This is a genomic window from Henriciella marina (assembly GCF_027213945.1).
Taxonomy (GTDB): Bacteria; Pseudomonadota; Alphaproteobacteria; order Caulobacterales; family Hyphomonadaceae; genus Henriciella; species Henriciella marina_A.
The window spans coordinates 417999-435782 of record NZ_JAPWGW010000003.1; the positions used below are offsets into that span (position 1 = coordinate 417999).

Consider the following 17784-nt stretch of genomic DNA (forward strand, 5'->3'; position numbering starts at 1 on the left):
CCTTCCCAGCGAAAGCTGGGATCCATGGCGGTTGACAACAGCTTGCCCGGTCATCGCCCGGCCGCCATGGACCCCACCTCTCGGTGGGGACACGCAAAATGCTTCTAGGTTTCTGTTAACCAGCCAACGTCTTGCGCACAGCGTCCAGTGCAGCTTCTGCCTTGCCGCCATCCGGGCCACCAGCCTGCGCCATGTCTGCGCGTCCGCCGCCGCCCTTGCCGCCAACTTCAGCCGCCGCAACGCGTACCAGATCAACCGCCGAGACCTTGTCCGTCAGGTCAGCAGTCACGCCGACGGCGACGGCCGCTTTGCCCTCATTCACCCCGATAAAGACAGCGATTCCAGAGCCGAGCTGGCTTTTGGCTTCGTCAACAAGTCCGCGAAGATCCTTGCCGCCGACACCTTCGGCAACGCGAGCGATCAGTTTGAAACCACCGATTTCTTCTGGCCCGGACGGTGCGGCACCGCCGCCCCCGCCCATGGCGAGCTTGCGCTTTGTTTCAGCCAGCTCACGCTCCAGATTGCGGCGCTCTTCCATCAGGCTACCAACCTTTCGGCTGACATCCTTCAGCGGCACTTTCAGCGTGTCGGAAAGGTCCAGAGCGACCTGCGCGCGGCCCTTTAAGAAGGATAGCGCTTCGGCACCCGTTGCCGCCTCAATCCGGCGAACACCGGCAGACACACCGCCCTCGGACGTTATGACGAAAGCGGCAATGTCACCCGTGCGAGCAACGTGCGTGCCGCCGCAGAGCTCGACTGAATAAGGCCGTTTTTCGTCGGTCAGCGGTTGGCCCATCGATAGAACGCGGACCTCATCGCCATACTTCTCGCCGAAGAGCGCCAATGCGCCGGCCTCAATCGCCTTGTCTGGCGCCATGGTTTCGATGCGAGCCTCGTCATTCTGGCGAATGACCGCGTTGACCTCATCCTCAATGGCCTCGATCTCCGCAGCGCTCAGGGCACCGCCATGCGAGAAGTCAAAACGCAGGCGGTCTTCCTCGACAAGCGAACCCTTCTGCGTGACGTGCGGGCCAAGCACATTTCGAAGCGCAGAGTGAAGAAGGTGCGTAGCCGAGTGATTAGCGCGGATGCGCTGGCGGCGCGCGGCATTGGCAACAAGCTCGGCCTTGTCACCGAGTTTTACCGAGCCACCCGTCAGCTCACCGACATGAACGTGCAGATCGCCTGCACGCTTCTGCACGTCGCGGACGATAAATCGCGCGCCAGAGGCAAAATGGATCTCGCCATGATCGCCGGCCTGGCCGCCGCTTTCCGCGTAGAAAGGCGTGCGATCGAAAACGAGCTCGCAGTCACCCGGGGCGACTTCATCGCGCATCTCGCCATCAGCGACGATGGCTTTCAGAACCCCCTCATCGCTAGTCCCAGCATAGCCAAGGAAGTTGCTTGCACCGATCTTGTCACGAACCCGGAACCAGACAGCTTGAGATGCTGTGTCGCCCGACCCGGACCACGCCTCGCGTGCGGCCTTCTTCTGTTCGGCCATAGCCGTGTCAAAACCTGCCTGATCGACACTCATGCCGCGGCCGCGAAGGATGTCGGCGGTCAGGTCAATCGGGAAGCCATAAGTGTCATAGAGACGGAATGCGGTTTCGCCCGATAGCTCCGCCCCCTCATCAAGGCCGTCGGTGGCCTCATCAAGCAGGGCCAAGCCGCGCCCGAGCGTCCGCTGGAAGCGTCCCTCTTCCTGTTCAAGCGCCGCTTCGATGGCAGGCTGCGCGCGGCCAAGCTCTGGATAGGCGTCGCCCATTTCAGAGGTCAGCGCGCCGACAAGCTTGTGCATCATCGGTTCGCGCGCGCCGAGGATATGCCCGTGGCGCATCGCGCGCCGCATGATGCGGCGAAGGACATAGCCGCGCCCTTCATTTGATGGCGTTACGCCATCTGCGATCAGGAAGGCGGACGTGCGGAGATGGTCAGCGATCACGCGGAAGGAAGCGAGCTGGTCGCCCGTCGCCTTTGCCTTGTAGACATCTTCTTCCGCCGCAATCAGCGCCTGGAAAAGATCAATCTCGTAATTGTTGTGAACGCCTTGTAGAACGGCCGCCATACGCTCCAGGCCCATGCCGGTGTCAATCGATGGTTTTGGCAGGCCTATCCGGGTGCCATCGGCCTGCTGCTCATACTGCATGAAGACAAGATTCCAGATCTCGATGAACCGGTCGCCATCTTCATCCGGGGACCCCGGAGGGCCACCCGGTATCTTGTCGCCATGATCGAAGAAGATTTCAGAGCACGGCCCGCACGGCCCCGTGTCGCCCATCGACCAGAAATTGTCAGAGGTCGAAATCGGGATGATGCGGTCGTCAGACAGGCCAGCGACCTTTTTCCAGATCTGCGCAGCTTCCTTGTCCTCGGAATACACCGTGACGAGTAGCCGGTCTCTGGAAAGACCAAGTTCCTTGGTCACCAGCTCCCAGGCGAAAGCAATGGCGTCGTCCTTGAAATAGTCGCCGAACGAGAAGTTGCCGAGCATTTCAAAGAAGGTGTGGTGGCGGGCGGTATAGCCGACATTGTCGAGATCGTTGTGCTTGCCGCCTGCGCGAACGCATTTCTGCGAGGTGGCCGCGCGCGGCGCAAACGGGGTCTCGGCACCGGTAAAGATGTTCTTGAACGGCACCATGCCGGCATTCACGAACAGAAGGGTCGGATCATTGTCCGGCACCAGCGGCGCGGACGGCTTGCGGGTATGCCCCTGCCGCTCGAAATAGGAGAGGAATGATTCTCGAAGCTCGTTGACGCTCGTCATCTTGTCGTCTGGCCCGTCCTTGCCGCTTGCCCAAATTCAAGCGCCCGGCCGAATGTCAGCCGGGCGCTTTCTGGTTTTGATATAAAGGCTTGAACGGGGCCCGCCAAGAAGCAGCCACGCCGCAGTCTCAGTTCACTGCAGCGCGCCTACCGAATTGGACACCCTAGCCGGCCTTCGCTTCGTCGCCGTCCTCTGCCTTCTTCTTGGCTTCAGCCTCTTCTTCTTCAGCCGACAGCATGACATCCGACAGCAGACCCGACTGACGACGGATTTCGTGCTCGATCTCGTCAGCAATATCGGGATTGTCCTTCAGGAACTGGCGCGTTTTCTCACGGCCCTGTCCGATGCGGTCTTCCTTGTAGGAATACCAGGAGCCCGCCTTCTCAACGACTTCGCATTTGACGCCTAGGTCAATGAGCTCACCGGTCTTGGAGATACCCTCACCGTAGAGGATATCGAACTCGACCTGCCGGAAGGGCGGGGCGACCTTGTTCTTGACCACTTTGACGCGGGTCTGGTTACCGATCGTTTCCTCGCGGTCCTTGATCGCACCGATGCGGCGGATGTCGAGACGCACAGAGGCGTAGAATTTAAGGGCATTACCACCGCTGGTCGTTTCAGGGCTGCCGAACATCACACCGATCTTCATGCGGATTTGGTTGATGAAGATGACCATGCACTTCGACTTGGAGATCGAGGCGGTCAGCTTGCGCAGCGCCTGGCTCATCAGGCGGGCCTGAAGACCTGGCAGCGAATCGCCCATCTCGCCCTCGATCTCGGCACGCGGCGTCAGGGCCGCCACAGAGTCGATGACCAGAAGGTCGACAGCGCCCGAACGCACCAGCGTGTCAGCGATCTCAAGCGCCTGCTCACCGGTGTCTGGCTGGGAGACGAGCAGATCATCAAGATCAACACCAAGCTTGGCCGCATAACTCGGGTCCAGGGCGTGTTCTGCATCAACGAAGGCGCAAACGCCGCCATCTTTCTGGGCCTCAGCAATCGCGTGCAGCGAGAGTGTCGTCTTGCCGGAGCTTTCAGGGCCGTAGATTTCAATGATGCGGCCCTTTGGCAGACCGCCAATGCCGAGAGCGATATCGAGGCCGAGCGAACCGGTCGAGACCGCTTCAATGTCGAGCGACTTCTGATCGCCAAGCCGCATGACCGAGCCCTTGCCGAAAGAGCGCTCGATATTGGAGAGAGCTGTCTCAAGTGCCTTTTGCTTGTCCACGCCGGATTCCTTGTCCACGAGTTGCAGATTGCCGCGTTTGGCCATGTTCAGTCTCCTCATATATGGCCCGGCTTTGCAAGGCCGGCGTTCTTGTAAGAGCGCAGTCTGTACCACACCTGTTCACGAGAACAAAACAAAAACTTCGGAGCTCATCCAGACGCTTGCCGAAGACGGGGCAACCCGCCTAGTGTCTGGACCTGAACAAGCAAAGCGGCGTTGCAAAACATATGATATCGATTCGACATCCTCGTCGCGGGCTTCTCCTCAGCCTCGCCGGGCTCACCGCCTCCGGCCTGCCCATGGCGGCACATGCGCAGCAAGACAGGAACGCCCCGCCAACAACGCTGCCCTTTGAGCCGACAGTCCCGTCCGCACCGCCGGGCTATGAGCCGCCTGCCCAACCGCGAAATCAACCAAGCCGCGCGCCGCAGACCTCCACGCGCGCTACGCCGCAACGGACTGTTCAGGCCGAACCAGCCCCACCACCCGGCGACCCCCTCTGCTATGAGATCGGTCCTTACATCCGCGAAGGCGTTAGTGCGTCAAGATTTGCTGGCCTGAGCCAATCGACCGCTGCCGGGTTCGCCATTGGCAGCTTCCCTGCCGGCGAAGCCCTGCGCGAGATCGGGGCGGGCGAGTGCGCCGTGGCGATCCCAGGCGCTGCGCCTTTCAGCGTTGCCTCGCCCTACAATCAGGTGACCTGCACGCTCCTCATCGACCAGTCAGATGAGGCGAGCCTCGAATCGATGCGCCAGCGCCGCGACGATCTGAAAGACAGGATCGCCGCCTGTCCGGCCGTCGCTGAATGGCAGGCCGAACTGGTCGACACGGCGGGGGAACGCAATGGCGCGCTGACCTCCGACCAGGTGTTCAGCCATCCTGATGTAAGGGTCGAAATGGTTGTGCGCGCACAGCAGAGAAACAAGCTCGGCCAGTGGCCCGATGACTATATACGCACCCTGTCACTGATCCTGCGCACGCCTAATCCGGACGCGCCCCCACCGCCTGAAGACGCGGCGCCAGCGCTGGACGACATGGAGTAGGTCGACTGCACTTCAAAAAGCTGACGACGTGCCCTTTTCAAGCCTGAGGCTTCATCCCATTATAGCGCCCATGCTGACGCGAAATGGACATTCAGGCGGTGAAGCCAGGCTTCACTATCTCGACGGCGATATCGAAGTTATCGAGCCCGGCGATTACGTGACCTGTGCGGTGACCGGCCGGAAGATACCGATGGCCGCTCTGCGCTACTGGAGCGTCGATCATCAGGAAGCCTATATCGATGCGGCTGCTGCAGCCTCCCGCATGGTGAAAGGCGAAGGCGCCGAATGAACCGGGCGACCTGCCTTGGACTGATCGTTACGGCGGGGCTTTTCACCCTTCCGATGAGCGCTGACACCACATCGCTATCGTGCTCAGGTGCTGCCAAACAGGGCGGTCTTCTCGTTTGTACCGGCCCGGCAGACACCTCGATCCGCGTGGCAGGCGAAGACGGCAGCGGCGCACGCGACGTGCGAACCGATGCTGACGGGATCGTCACCATCGGCCTTACTCGCCATGAAGCCAGCCCTCTTGTCCTCACGCCCACAGATGGCGAACCAATATCTGTCGAGATTGCCACCCGCAGCGATGATTTCCGGCTCCTGCGCGGTCTCGATTGCGACAAGGTCGATGCCCGAACCCCGCAGCAGCTCGCCGAGGTAGAGGAAAGCTGGCTGAAGAAGAAAGACGCGTTTGAGACCTTCAATGACGGCCCCGGCGCAAGTCTTGGCTTCAAGCGTCCCGCCGAAGGGCGCGCCTCTTCACCGTTTGGACCCGAACGCAAATATACGGGTACAGGCGCGAATGGCGAAACCTGCGAGAAAGTGTCGGTCCATCAGGGGTATGACATTGCGACCCCGATCGGCACGCCGATTATCGCGCCAGCGCCCGGCACTGTGATCCTCGGCGACCCGGACCTCTATTATGAGGGCGGCGCGGTCTTCCTGGATCACGGACAGGGACTGGTCTCTGTCTTGATGCATATGTCGAAGGTCGACGTGACCGCTGGCGACGAAATTGAAGCCGGAGAGCAGATCGGTCTTTCTGGCAATACTGGCCGCACAACCGGCCCCCACCTCCACTGGGCAGTAAAATGGAGAAATCAGGCAACCCTGAACCGGGATGAGGATTTCTACATTGACCCGGCGCTTCTACTGGCGCTGGCACCTCAGTAGGAGAATCCAAATGGCACAGTCGAAGAATGCCGTCGTGACAGGCGGTGCCTCCGGTATGGGACTGGAGATGGCGCGACACATTGTTGAGCGTGGCGGTAAAGCCCTGATCGTGGATATGGACCGGGACGCCCTCAAGCTCGCCGCCAGCGAACTTGGTGAGAACGCATTGCCTGTGGAGACTGACGTCTCCCAGGAATCCGATGTCGAGGCGATGGCCGACCAAGCCTTTGAACAGCTTGGCAGGGTCGATCTGGTCTTTGCGAATGCGGGTCTGCAGTTCGACGCACCGCTCATTGAGGCGACGCCCCAGGAGTTCGACTTGCAATACGGCACCAATGTGAAGGGGAGCTGGATGACGGCCAGGGCCTTCGCCCGGCGCTGGATCGATCGCGGCGAACAGGGCCGGATCTGTTTCACAGGCTCTGAACACAGCTTTGGTTTCCAGCACGATGGCGCGGGTCTCTATACGGGCACCAAACACGCCGTTCTGGGCCTCGCCGATGTCATGCGCCGGGAGATGCCGGAGAGCGTCGGCATCAGCGTCTTCTGTCCAGGCCTCGTTAACACAGGCTTCTATGCCAGCCGGGAAAAGGCCGGGCTGGAAGAGGACAGTGAAGCACTGCGCAAAGGCGAGAAACTGATGGCGAGAGGCATGCCGGCCTCCAAGGCTGCAGGTGTCGCGGTTGAAGGCGCAATCATGGGTGAGTGGCTGATCATGACCCATGCTGTGGCCCGCGAAGGCGCAAAAGAACGGTGGGACGAGATCGAGGATGCGTTCAAGCGTCAGGCTCCACCCGGCTCCGATGACGCCAACTACAAGGTCACAGAGCTAAAGAAGCAGATCGGATCTGAAGACCCGCCGCCGCGTTAAGGCCAAGATTTTTTGCGGGCCGGGCGGAACACGAGCCGGGTGGACTAGTTGCTTGGGTCACAGATCGAGAAAGGAATACTTATGTCCACTGACACGTTCGCAATGACCAAAGTCGTCGGCACGTCGAAAACCAGCATCGAGGAAGCGATCAATGGCGCGCTGAAAAGCGCGAGCAAGACGATCCGCAATATGGACTGGTTTCATGTGACCGAGACGCGCGGCTATATCGAAAATGGCCAGGTCGCCTACTATCAGGTCTGCATCGAGATCGGCTTCAAATACGAAGACTGACAAGTCTCCAGACCGAATTTGATTGCCTCCCTCCGGGCGCGGGTTCATCCTGCCAGCAGCCTTGAGGGAGGTTTTTCATGAAGAGAATACTGACTACGGCCACTCTGATTGTGCTTTCAGGACAAGCACATGCCCATGACGGGCCGCAACATTCCGAACATCACGCTACGCCGCCGCCTGGCTCAAACGAGAAACTGCGGTCGCCTATCGCATCGGCTGACGGGCTTGAAGTGCTGATTTCCGACGTCGTGATCCCGCCAAATGCAACTGTTCCGCGCCATTACCACCCCGGCGAGGAATTCCTGTACGTGATCTCCGGCTCAGCGGTGCATGTGCAGGATGGTCAGGACGGTGTCGAGCTTGTCGAGGGCGATTCCTATGTCATCCCACCACGCGCAGCACATTCACCGCGCGGCGGCCCCGACGGCGCGCGCGCCATTGTTTTCCGCGTCCACCGCGACGGGATGCCGGAGCGCATCCTTCTGGAAGACGGCGAGACGCCGCCCCCAGAAGAAGACGAGGGCTGATCAGGGCTTCAGGAGCGTCGCACCGATCGTCTTGCCACTCTCGATGGCGCGGTGCGCTTCTGCGGCGTCTTTAAGCGCGAAGGTCTGGCCGATCTGCGCTTTCAGCGTGCCAGCACGCATGGCGCCGAACAGGGCGGCGGCGCCGCGCTTGAGACCCGCTTCGTCGGCAACGAAGTGGAAGAGGCCCGGCCGTGTCATCACGAGCGACCCGCGGCGGTTCAGCTCGCCCGGGGCAAGCGGCTCGACCGCGCCAGAGGCATTGCCATAGGTCACAAACCAGCCCCGGCTTTTCAGGCTGTCCAGCGACGCCTTGGCAGAGTCCTTGCCAACGCTGTCATAGGCGACATCGACACCCTTGCCGTCGGTAAGCGCACGCACGCGGCTTGCCACATCATCGCTCGACATGATGACGTCTGCGGCCCCTGACTTCTTGGCAAGTTCGGCCTTTTCATCGCTTGAGGTCACCGCGATCACGCGCACGCCCATAGAGGTGGCCCAAGGCACCAGCAGCGAGCCAACCCCGCCCACAGGGGCCCAGACAAGCGCCGTCTCACCGGGCTGCGGACGGTAGACTTCAAAGAGCAGCATCCATGCGGTCAGCCCTTTCAGGACGACGGCTGCGCCTTCGTCTTCCCTGATGCCCTCTGGCAGTTTCAGCATGCGCGAAGCTGGGCCTGTAAAATGCGTCGCATAGGTGCCTTGGCCGAGATAGGTGACCCGGTCGCCAACCTTCAGCGTCTCGACGCCTTCGCCGACCGTTTCGACGACGCCAGCACCTTCCTGACCGGGCGTGAAGGGGAGCTTGGCCGGATAGAGACCCGTGCGGAAATAGGTGTCGATGAAATTGAGCCCTGCTGCGGACTGGCGCACAAGGACTTCGCCGGGTCCTGGCTCTCGCGGCTCCATTTGTGTCTTTTTCAACACGTCCGGACCGCCAAGTTCGCTCATCTGAATGCAATATGCGCCGCTCATAAGGAAATCCTTCAGGAATCGTGGTTCTATTTTCTTGATGAGGGACATAGCGATGATCTGCGGCGTTGACGAGGCCGGACGCGGACCATGGGCCGGTCCGGTGACGGCTGGCGCGGTCATTCTCGACGACAGCCAACCCATAGAGGGGTTGACCGATTCCAAGAAAATGACCGAGGCTGCGCGCGAAGCGCTGTACCCTGAGATCAAGGCCAAGGCCGTCACCTTCGGCATTGGCTGGGCGAGCCCGGCGGAGGTCGACCAGCTTAATATCCGGGAAGCGACCTTTCTCGCCATGACCCGCGCGATTGCCATCATGGGGCTGGTGCCCGGCGAGCTCATCATCGATGGCAATTGCATGCCGAAGAGGCTGCCCTGCCCGGCCCGCGCCATCGTGAAAGGCGACCTGACAGAGCCCTCTATCTCTGCCGCCTCAATCCTTGCCAAGGTCGCCCGCGACAGGGCGATGGCGGAGCTCTGTCACCGCTATCCCGGCTATGGCTTCAGTCAGCACAAGGGCTATGGCACGGCCACCCACGCCGAGGCACTTGAAACGCTAGGCCCCTGTGCCTGCCACCGCAAAAGCTTCGCGCCCGTCGCCCGCGCGCTGAAAGCCGCCTGAACGCCCCTCCCCCGACGCCACGTAACCCCTCGTGAACGGCCTGTTTTGCGCCTAGTATGAGCGCAAACAGAAAAGTTCATCGGAGGAACGTCACACTATGGGCGATAGCATCTATAATCTCGGCGATATGCTCGACGCTGTCGGCGCGGAGCTGGGTGAGGAACACCCTGCCCTCATTCACGGCGACCGGGTCATAAGCTGGCCTGAAATGACAAAGCGCTCGAACAATCTTGCGCGGGAGCTGCGCGCAATGGGCGTCGAAAGCGGCGACAAGGCCGGCTTCTATCTCCGCAATCAGCCGGAATACATGGAAGCTCTGGTCGCCTGCTTCAAAGGCCGCTTCACCCATGTGAACGTCAATTATCGCTATCTCGACGATGAGCTGACCTATATTTTCGACAATTCGGACTCCGCCGTGGTCTTCTTTGACCGCGAATTTCGCGAGCATGTCGAACGGGTCCGCGAGCGCCTGCCGAAAGTGAAGGTCTGGGTCGAGATTGGCGGCGACGGCTCCGACACGCCGGACTTTGCCGTGGATTACGAAACGCTGGCGGCCAAGGGCGATGGCAAGCCGCTCGATATCGAGCGCTCCGACGACGATCTCATCTTTCTCTATACCGGCGGCACGACCGGCATGCCGAAGGGCGTAATGTGGAGCCACAAGATCTGGCGCGAAAGCTCACGCCAGTCGATGATGTCGATCTATGGCTTTGCGCCTGACAACATGGCCGAGCATCTCGCCTTCATGCATGAGGTTGGCAAGCATGGCCGTCAGCTGCCTGCCTGCCCGCTCATGCATGGCACCGGCCTCTTTACGGCCATGGGCTCGATCATCTCTGGCGGCTGTATCGTGACGCTGGAGAACACCAAGACGTTTGATCCTGAAGAGCTCTGGTCGACGGTTGACCGGCGCGGCGTCACGGCCATGGCAATTGTTGGCGATGCCTTTGCCAAGCCCATGCTCCGCGTCCTCGAAGAGAACCCTAGAAAATATGACCTTTCTTCGGTCCAGACCATTACAAGCTCTGGCGTAATGTGGTCGATGGAGGTCAAGCGCGGACTCATCGAGCACATGCCGCAGGTCGCTTTGATGGACAGTTTTGGCGCGTCTGAAGCGGTCGGGTTCGGCATGTCGGTAACCACCGCTGAAGGCACGCAGAAGACCGCGCGCTTTACGCTTGGCGAGGACTGCAAGGTCTTCACCGAAGACCGAAAGGAAGTGAAACCGGGCTCTGGCATTCCGGGTTTCATTGCGCGCGGCGGGGCCGTACCGCTTGGTTATTACAAGGACCCGGAGAAGACCAAATCGACCTTCTGGGAGGTGGACGGCGTGCGCTATGCGGTCCCTGGCGACTGGTGCACGGTCGAGGAAGACGGCACGATCACGCTGCTCGGACGCGGGTCCAACTGTATCAACTCGGCGGGTGAGAAGATCTACCCCGAAGAGGTCGAAGAAGCCCTTAAGAATCATGATGCGGTGCGCGATGCGCTGGTCGTCGGCCTTGCCGATGAGAAGTGGGGCCAGGCAGTGACGGCGGTCGTCGAGCTCAATGACGGCGCCTCTGTCGACGAAGACACGCTGCGCGCTTTCGTCCAGACCCAGCTCGCCCGCTACAAGGCGCCGAAGCGCATTCTGTTCAAGGACAGCCTGGGCCGCGCGCCGAATGGCAAGGCGGACTACAAATCGATCAAGTCGTACGCGATGGACAGCCTCGGCGTTTCGGCCTGAGGTCTCAAGACACGTGAACTATCCGACCGGATGAGCACTTTTCATCCGGTCGGATAGTCGCGTGTTTTCATGGTGCAGTGACGGTGTACTGGCGGTGTTTCTGCCGGTGCAGCGATCAGCACACTCGAAACCCACCGCAGAGCCCGGTCGCGGATCACGTGCCCGTTTCCCGGCCACCAGCCCGATCCCGCCTCTGACCTTCGCGCCACCTTCAGACCGCACAGCCTACTGTGGCAGACTTTGATCAGTCCGGTGTTCCGCCCGGCGCGAATCCGTGGACGGTGGTCCATCACTCAAATCATCCGGTAGAAAGAGGGCCAAGAGAATGCAGATGAGACAGAGAGACGGGCAACTGAGCTATGGCAGCGCTTATAAACTCTTCTTCGTTGGCTGGGTCTGCGGCTGGGCCCTGCTGTTCATCCCCTTTCTTCTGATCATGGTGATCATGACGGCAGGCGGCGGCACAGCGACGATTGATGGCGAGGCTTATTCGGGCATGGGAGACATGATGGCGATGTTGCCCGCGCTCATCTTTTTCCCGATCATCATCGCCATTCAAGGGGTCATCGCCGCTGCCGCAATGACAGCTGGTATCTGGCTTTACCGGCGGGTGCGGCCGGTCACGATCAGCGGCAGTGAGGACGTTTTCTAAGCCCATCCTGCGGGGAAGGTGACGGCAGGCGGAAGGGGGCAAGGCCACATAATGCGTGAAGGTGCGAAGACGAAGCTTGCACGTGCGATGCGCAAGGCGCCGACATCGGCAGAAGCGAAGTTGTGGGCCAGGCTGCGCAGGCGGCAGGTCGTAAATTGCCGGTTCAGGCGCCAGCATCCAGTTGGGCCCTTCGTCGCGGACTTTGCCTGTGTCGAGCGGAAAGTGATTGTCGAGGTTGATGGGGCGACACATTCGACGGAAGCTGAATGGGCACATGACCTTAAGCGAACAGAATTTCTGGAGGCCGAAGGCTGGAAGGTCGTGCGGGCAAGCAATGCAGAGGTCTATGAAAATTTGGAGGGCGTGCTGGAAGGCATCAGGCTTGCCTTGGTCGAGAGGTAGTCGCCCCCTCCGCCCTGCCGGGCACCTCCCCCGCACGCGGGGGAGGATGGCGCACCATTGGCGTCGGTCCTTCTTCCCCCGTTTACGGGGGAAGTGGCACGCGAAGGCGGGTCGATGGGGGCCTTTCTCCGACAACCTGAAAGCTTTCCTTCCCCATCACACCTTCGCCATGGCATAGACGCCCCATGGCTGACGATCAGATGACAGGGCTTGTCCCGCCGCTTTTTGCCGATGTGCCGAAGAGCGTGTCCTTCAAGAAATTGCGCAAGCGGATTGTGCGCAATGCGCTGCAGGCGGTTGACCAGTATGGCATGGTTGACCGGGCGCGTACCGGACCGCCGCCAAAATGGCTGGTCTGCCTGTCGGGCGGCAAGGATAGCTATGGGCTGCTGGCGGCGCTGATCGACCTGAAATGGCAAGGCGCGCTTCCGGTGAAGCTGATTGCCTGCAACCTCGATCAGGGCCAGCCGGGTTTCCCCAAACACGTCCTGCCCGAATGGCTGGACAAGGTAGGCGTCAGATACCGGATCGAGACCGAAGACACCTATTCCATCGTGACGGAAAAAGTGCCGGAGAACCGGACCTTCTGTTCGATGTGTTCGCGCCTGCGCCGGGGTATCCTCTACCGCATTGCGCGCGAGGAAGGCTGCGAGGCCATCGTGCTCGGCCACCACCGCGATGATGCGCTGGAAACGTTCATGATGAACCTCATCCATGGGGGCCGGATGGCAGCGATGCCGCCAAAGTTGCTCAATGATGCGGGCGATCTCTTTGTGCTGCGCCCGCTGATCACCTGCGCCGAGGATGACCTCGCAAAATTCGCCGAGGCGATGGAATTCCCGATCATCCCCTGCAACCTCTGCGGGTCGCAGGACGGGCTACAGCGTCAGGCCATGAAGGCCATGCTGGACGAGTGGGAGCGCAAGAAACCCGGCGTGCGGCAGGTCATGGCGCATGCGCTGGCGACCGTGCGGCCGAGCCATCTGCACGACCCGCGCGTGTTTGACTTTGCGGGCCTCGCGCTTGGCGGCATCGGCGAGGATGACCCGAACGTGCCGTTCTGAGCCTATCCAGCGCCGTTAAGGCGCCGTTCGCATTCTTCGACGCGGTTGGCGTTCCGGGCAGACGCATAGAGGTCGCGCGCTTCACGCCAGTAATCGACCGCCTCACCATGATCATCCAGCCAGTCGTAGATCCGGGCAAGCGCGCGGATCCCATTGGCGAGCGTGTCAGGTGGAATGTCCTCTATTGAACGATAGAGGTCGAGGGCGTCCTCATAGTGGGTCTTGGCAAGTCCGAAGCGACCCAGTTCAACCGTTATATCGCCAAGATGGCGGATGACGTGAGCTGTCACCAAAGGACCGACATCTTCGCGGCGACAGAGATTGGCAGCTTCGACATAGAGGCGCTCGGCCCGCTGAAATTCGTGCTCGTCGCGATAGATCTGCCCCTTGGCCATCAGCGCCCGCACAAGAAGTTCCGGGTCGGCCTGGCCGCGGGCGAGTTCCAGCGCGTCGGTCGCAAGTTCATGAGCGTCGTCGGGGCTGGCGTCCCGCCGGGCGATATAGACCCGGTCTATCAACTGCCGGAAATCCTGTTTCATGATCCTCCCGACATAGCAGATTTCAACACGTCTGGCGACTGAAAGCAGAGCGCTAGTCGCCTACCCAGCCGAAGACATCTTCCAGCCCGACCCCGAACACGCGCGAGATGCGGAAGGCGCTTTCGAGCGAGGGGGAGTAGCGCCCCTGCTCAATCGCGATGATGGTCTGGCGGGTGACGCCGATCGCTTCGCCAAGGGCGGCCTGTGACATGGCCCCGTGGGCTTCGCGCAGCTCCTTGACCCGGTTTGTGATGGGGGGACGTTTTGCCATCGGCCTAGACCCCGGCGCGGTAATAGACGATGCGGGCGGCGTATTCTGCAATCTGCGAGACCATCAGGACGCCGAAGGCCGCATGGAAAAGCTGGTTGCCATCATAATTGTTGAGGTAGCCGCCAAGCGCGCTGATCAGGCCCATGCCGAGCACGAGGCCAGCTATGTTACCCGCGCGCGCGGCGACGAGCTTGTCGCGTTCATCCATGGCGTCATTAGCCTCTGACGGTCTGCTGACGGCGATCAGGATGTGACCGAGGATCGACAGGATGACGATCACGACGATGTAGACAATGACGAGTGGCAGGACAGGCGGGGCGAGCTGCTCCATCCCTTCTGACATGGCGGCAACGGTTCTGAAGTAGAAGGCCATGCCGGCGATCATGATAAGACCCATGACCCAGGCGGATTTTTCGTGGAAAGACATTGTTCGGGTTCCTTTTGACTGACGGCGCCGTTCAGACGGCCATCTGGTAGAAGCGGATCTTTGCGCCCGCCTCGAGAAGGGTCGCGGCAAGCTGGATGGCGACAATCGCATAGAGCGCGTCCCATTTGCTGAAATCGAAGACGAAGAGCAGCAGGATGAGGCCCGTCAGCGCGAAGCCGTAGAAATGCATGGCCGGCAGGGCCGCCTTCATATTGACGATGCGGTCACGCTCATCACTCGGCGCTTCGGCGTCTTCCGGGTCGCGCGCCGCGATGACGATGGCGCCAATGGTCATGAGGATGAACCAGACGACATAGGCAATAATGACCGGGACCGCCGACTCTGCGGGCGAACCGGCCGCCGTCTGGCGTAGATACCCGTAGCCCAATGCGGCAAGCGTGAGCGCCGTGACAGCGACAATGATCCAGTTGAACTTTTCCCTGAATGACATGGGAAGATTCCTTCATGTAAAATATATCTGACACGACAGATAGTCAAAGATTTTTGACTTGTCAAATATTTCGGACATTATGTATTTGACAAACCCAGAGCGCGAGGCTATGTAGAGGGCATAGGAGAAACCCATGTCCATTCTGTCCAAGCCATACTTTCACGATGAGAAAGCAGCGTTCGAATACGTTGAGTCCATCCTGTGGGCTGACGGCCCGGAGTGTCCGCACTGCGGTGGACTGGAGCGCGCCTACAAGCTGGAAGGCGTGCGCACTAAAGCGAGTCGCAAAAACCCGGAAGGCAAGGAGCGTCACGGCCTCTGGAAGTGCGGTCACTGCCGCAAGCAATTCACCGTGCGCAAGGGCACCATCTTTGAAGAGAGCCATCTGCCGCTGACCAAGTGGCTGCAAGCTATCTACCTCATGGTGTCCAGCAAGAAGGGCATCAGCGCCCACCAGCTGCACCGTGTTCTGGAGGTTCAGTACAAGACCGCTTGGTTCCTCGCGCACCGTATCCGTGAAGCCATGCGTGAAGGCGCGTTCGACGTGTTCGGTAATGGCGGTGGCGGCGTGGAGGTCGATGAAACTTTCTTCGGTAAGGAGCCACACAGCACCGCTGGCCGTCGCAAGCGCGCACGCAGCCTGCACGACAAGATGAAAGTTCTGACCCTTGTGGACCGCAACACCAAGCAGGCCCGCTCTATGGTCATCGATAGCACCCGCCGCGAAGAAATCGTGCCGATCCTGAACGCGAACCTCTCCAAAGAGGCGTACATTCTAACCGACGAAGCGCGCCAGTATCAGAGCCTGTCCTTCTACCTGTCCGGTCAGAAGCATGACCGCGTGAACCACGGCAAAGGCGAGTACGTCAGCTTCAAGAACCCAGAGGTCCACACCCAGACCGTGGAGAACTACTACAGCGTGTTCAAGCGTGGCATGAAAGGCACCTACCAGCACTGTGCCAAGCACCACCTGCACCGCTATCTGGCAGAGTTCGATTTCCGCTATAACCACCGTTCCGCGAACGGCGTTGAAGATGGAGAACGTGCTGCGCTTGCCCTGCGCGGCGTGAAGGGCAAGCGCCTCACGTATCAAAATGCTGGTTGACAAGCGCGAATCATTGACGAATCGCAAATAACTTGCTACGTCAAGAATTAATCCGATGCTTCGGCGGTCGGTAAACGATGGTACACAATCCATCAGGCGAGGCGAGAGCCTCGCCTTTGTTTTATGGGAAGCGCTTCATTCCGTATCCAATCACCCTTCCCCTAGCGGAGCGGTGATACTTCTCAGCTGCAAGTATCTGACTAACCCGTCTGGCGAATGGGCCAAGTTCCACTGGGTGACGGTCGCAATGTCGGCAAAACATGTGACTAGGGTGGGCTATCATATCGCACAATTGCAGGCCCGAAACATTGTCTTTTTTGGTTCTGAATTTCAGTTTTGACGCTCGGAGACGTTGCTGAAATTCATTTGCTGGAACGTAATAAGTGCCGCTATTTCTTACTTCAGAGTACGCCTCCTGAAGAAGTCCGTCTTTCTTCTTTCCTCGGGATTCTGGCATGATATCGCCAATGGTGTCCTGGTCCTTTAAAAATAGCGCGTACTTTTCCACCAGAACCTCCATCAACCAATGATAAGGATGTCGATTTTTCCAGTGCTTCTGTCGGAGCATCCACGCTTTGTCGATTATGACTGTAATCACTCGATAATCGGCTGTCCGGAATATGTTGATTAGCGCCGCATCGAAGTGCGCAGCTACTGTTGTGTCCCTAAGTATCTCGAACGGCCCTTTTCGCCCAACTACATCAGATCTATGCAGATTGATCGGCTCGTCTGGATCGTGTCTGATTATATTGAACTTGATATCGTTTATGCGGCGCGTGAGATCGTCATTAACCGTGCCCAGTTTCATGACAACGCCGGATAAGCTAAGGTAGCGATGCTTATCCACATCCAGATGATTGAGGCCGTCCGTGCCCACTTCGTCCAAATACAATCTGTACATGAGTCGTTATCGCACAGGAGAAAGTCTTTGGGAAAGTCACAACTCGACAAATTCAAAGAGGCCGCCCGTGAAGCCGAATGCGACACGGATGAAAAGGCGTTTGAAGAAGCGTTGAAGAAGGTGGCGAAAGCGCCGCCCGGTAAGTCCGAAAAAACAGACGAAGACGAACCCGGCGAATAGCCGGGTTTTTTAATGGAGAATGCCAAATGAGTTTCATTCAGCGCGAGCTTGATAAGATCGGACAGGCGCTGCGGGCGGAACCCCAGCCCGCAGACTATGACGTGCTGTATTCAGCACAGCAGGCGCTTTCATGGGCTAGCGACCCGAACGGGTTTGCCTCTCCCTTGAAGCAGATCAGGGGCACTCAGGAAGACTCAGGAGATTGTCAGCCTTGTCGTGGTCAGGATCAGTCCTGACGTATTCAAGACCGCTCGCACTTTTCTGCCAGATTAAATAAACTTTGTGGCCACTGACGTTCACATAAAAGCTCACACCGTTCTTGATGTGATCAACGCACTCTTGCCGAGTGCAAGACCAACGATTTCCGTTGTCATCTCGCGTTCCACCCAAACGTTGAATGGCGTCAGACGGGCTGTTGCGATCCGGCTTAACGATACAAGTAACTCTGTTCATTTGGCATCCCCCTTCACGAAGTTGATGGACTAACGCTTACAGTGAGTCGCCGGGTTTATCAAATACACAATGTCCAATATTTCTTACAATTTGGGGCTGATCTGCAGACACTGAGGCGG

23 protein-coding genes are annotated in these 17784 nt (G+C 59.5%); 14 read left to right on the top strand and 9 right to left on the bottom strand.

Features of this window, described 5'->3' with window-relative positions:
• Positions 1-115 precede the first annotated feature (115 nt).
• Both alaS and recA read right to left on the bottom strand, forming a co-directional pair.
• On the bottom strand, positions 116-2767 hold the full coding sequence (alaS, locus tag O4G74_RS11260) for an alanine--tRNA ligase (RefSeq protein WP_269402706.1): 2652 nt from the start codon (positions 2765-2767) through the stop codon (positions 116-118).
• A 163-nt stretch (positions 2768-2930) separates the two neighbouring features.
• Complete coding sequence (gene recA, locus O4G74_RS11265; protein WP_269402707.1) at positions 2931-4040, bottom strand: recombinase RecA; 1110 nt, start codon at positions 4038-4040, stop codon at positions 2931-2933.
• A gap of 182 nt (positions 4041-4222) precedes the next feature.
• Here recA and O4G74_RS11270 point away from each other — a divergent pair, with 182 nt between their 5' ends.
• The 6 genes from O4G74_RS11270 to O4G74_RS11295 all read left to right on the top strand — a co-directional run bounded on the left by O4G74_RS11270 (position 4223) and on the right by O4G74_RS11295 (position 7900).
• A complete protein-coding gene (locus O4G74_RS11270) occupies positions 4223-5038 on the top strand; it encodes a hypothetical protein (protein WP_269402708.1) in 816 nt (271 codons plus the stop codon).
• 70 nt (positions 5039-5108) lie between these two features.
• Complete coding sequence (locus tag O4G74_RS11275) at positions 5109-5327, top strand: DUF2093 domain-containing protein (RefSeq protein WP_269402709.1); 219 nt, start codon at positions 5109-5111, stop codon at positions 5325-5327.
• On the top strand, positions 5324-6211 hold the full coding sequence (locus O4G74_RS11280; protein ID WP_269402710.1) for a M23 family metallopeptidase: 888 nt from the start codon (positions 5324-5326) through the stop codon (positions 6209-6211). Before O4G74_RS11275 ends, O4G74_RS11280 begins: the two co-directional genes overlap by 4 nt.
• A gap of 10 nt (positions 6212-6221) precedes the next feature.
• A complete protein-coding gene (locus O4G74_RS11285; RefSeq protein ID WP_269402711.1) occupies positions 6222-7082 on the top strand; it encodes an SDR family oxidoreductase in 861 nt (286 codons plus the stop codon).
• 81 nt (positions 7083-7163) lie between these two features.
• Positions 7164-7373: a dodecin gene (locus O4G74_RS11290; protein ID WP_269402712.1), complete on the top strand. Its 210-nt coding sequence runs from the start codon at positions 7164-7166 to the stop codon at positions 7371-7373.
• Between the two features lie 77 nt (positions 7374-7450).
• Entirely contained in the window at positions 7451-7900 is a 450-nt protein-coding gene (locus O4G74_RS11295) for a cupin domain-containing protein (RefSeq protein WP_269402713.1), read from the top strand.
• Here the strand turns inward: O4G74_RS11295 and O4G74_RS11300 are convergent, their stop codons facing one another.
• Positions 7901-8872, bottom strand: coding sequence for a quinone oxidoreductase family protein (locus tag O4G74_RS11300; protein ID WP_269402714.1), 972 nt, complete (start codon positions 8870-8872; stop codon positions 7901-7903). It lies immediately after the preceding gene.
• Positions 8873-8909: 37 nt separating this feature from the next.
• Between O4G74_RS11300 and rnhB the strand changes: the two genes are divergently transcribed.
• From rnhB to ttcA, 5 genes are all read left to right on the top strand, one after another.
• Complete coding sequence (gene rnhB / locus O4G74_RS11305) at positions 8910-9491, top strand: ribonuclease HII (protein ID WP_269402715.1); 582 nt, start codon at positions 8910-8912, stop codon at positions 9489-9491.
• A 97-nt stretch (positions 9492-9588) separates the two neighbouring features.
• Complete coding sequence (locus O4G74_RS11310) at positions 9589-11220, top strand: acyl-CoA synthetase (protein WP_269402716.1); 1632 nt, start codon at positions 9589-9591, stop codon at positions 11218-11220.
• 331 nt (positions 11221-11551) lie between these two features.
• Positions 11552-11872, top strand: coding sequence for a hypothetical protein (locus O4G74_RS11315; protein WP_269402717.1), 321 nt, complete (start codon positions 11552-11554; stop codon positions 11870-11872).
• A gap of 51 nt (positions 11873-11923) precedes the next feature.
• Positions 11924-12274, top strand: coding sequence for an endonuclease domain-containing protein (locus O4G74_RS11320; RefSeq protein WP_269402718.1), 351 nt, complete (start codon positions 11924-11926; stop codon positions 12272-12274).
• A gap of 185 nt (positions 12275-12459) precedes the next feature.
• Entirely contained in the window at positions 12460-13338 is an 879-nt protein-coding gene (gene ttcA / locus O4G74_RS11325) for a tRNA 2-thiocytidine(32) synthetase TtcA (RefSeq protein ID WP_269402719.1), read from the top strand.
• 2 nt (positions 13339-13340) lie between these two features.
• Here the strand turns inward: ttcA and O4G74_RS11330 are convergent, their stop codons facing one another.
• Genes O4G74_RS11330 through O4G74_RS11345 form a run of 4 tightly spaced genes read right to left on the bottom strand, consistent with a single transcriptional unit; the run spans position 13341 to position 15026 of the window.
• The gene (locus tag O4G74_RS11330; RefSeq protein ID WP_269402720.1) at positions 13341-13877 is read right to left on the bottom strand and encodes a tetratricopeptide repeat protein; all 537 of its coding nucleotides are present in this window, start codon (positions 13875-13877) and stop codon (positions 13341-13343) included.
• Between the two features lie 52 nt (positions 13878-13929).
• Positions 13930-14148, bottom strand: a complete 219-nt coding sequence (locus tag O4G74_RS11335) for a helix-turn-helix transcriptional regulator (protein ID WP_269402721.1) — start codon at positions 14146-14148, stop codon at positions 13930-13932.
• A gap of 4 nt (positions 14149-14152) precedes the next feature.
• Positions 14153-14575: a hypothetical protein gene (locus O4G74_RS11340; RefSeq protein WP_269402722.1), complete on the bottom strand. Its 423-nt coding sequence runs from the start codon at positions 14573-14575 to the stop codon at positions 14153-14155.
• 31 nt (positions 14576-14606) lie between these two features.
• Entirely contained in the window at positions 14607-15026 is a 420-nt protein-coding gene (locus O4G74_RS11345; protein ID WP_269402723.1) for a hypothetical protein, read from the bottom strand.
• A 133-nt stretch (positions 15027-15159) separates the two neighbouring features.
• On the opposite strand from O4G74_RS11345, the gene O4G74_RS11350 reads away from it, so the two are divergent.
• Positions 15160-16131 (top strand): IS1595 family transposase, encoded by a 972-nt coding sequence (locus O4G74_RS11350; RefSeq protein WP_269402724.1) that lies wholly within the window; start codon positions 15160-15162, stop codon positions 16129-16131.
• A gap of 121 nt (positions 16132-16252) precedes the next feature.
• Here the strand turns inward: O4G74_RS11350 and O4G74_RS11355 are convergent, their stop codons facing one another.
• Positions 16253-17032 carry a DUF3800 domain-containing protein gene (locus O4G74_RS11355; RefSeq protein ID WP_269402725.1) on the bottom strand — a complete coding sequence of 260 codons (780 nt, stop codon included), beginning with the start codon at positions 17030-17032 and terminating at the stop codon, positions 16253-16255.
• 27 nt (positions 17033-17059) lie between these two features.
• Here O4G74_RS11355 and O4G74_RS11360 point away from each other — a divergent pair, with 27 nt between their 5' ends.
• Both O4G74_RS11360 and O4G74_RS11365 read left to right on the top strand, forming a co-directional pair.
• Positions 17060-17212, top strand: a complete 153-nt coding sequence (locus tag O4G74_RS11360; protein WP_269402726.1) for a hypothetical protein — start codon at positions 17060-17062, stop codon at positions 17210-17212.
• Between the two features lie 26 nt (positions 17213-17238).
• The gene (locus O4G74_RS11365; RefSeq protein WP_269402727.1) at positions 17239-17448 is read left to right on the top strand and encodes a hypothetical protein; all 210 of its coding nucleotides are present in this window, start codon (positions 17239-17241) and stop codon (positions 17446-17448) included.
• On the opposite strand, the gene O4G74_RS16460 is transcribed toward O4G74_RS11365, so the two are convergent.
• The gene (locus O4G74_RS16460; RefSeq protein ID WP_419715388.1) at positions 17387-17665 is read right to left on the bottom strand and encodes a DUF3892 domain-containing protein; all 279 of its coding nucleotides are present in this window, start codon (positions 17663-17665) and stop codon (positions 17387-17389) included. The two genes, O4G74_RS11365 and O4G74_RS16460, sit on opposite strands and share 62 nt — an antisense overlap.
• Positions 17666-17784: the final 119 nt, after the last annotated feature.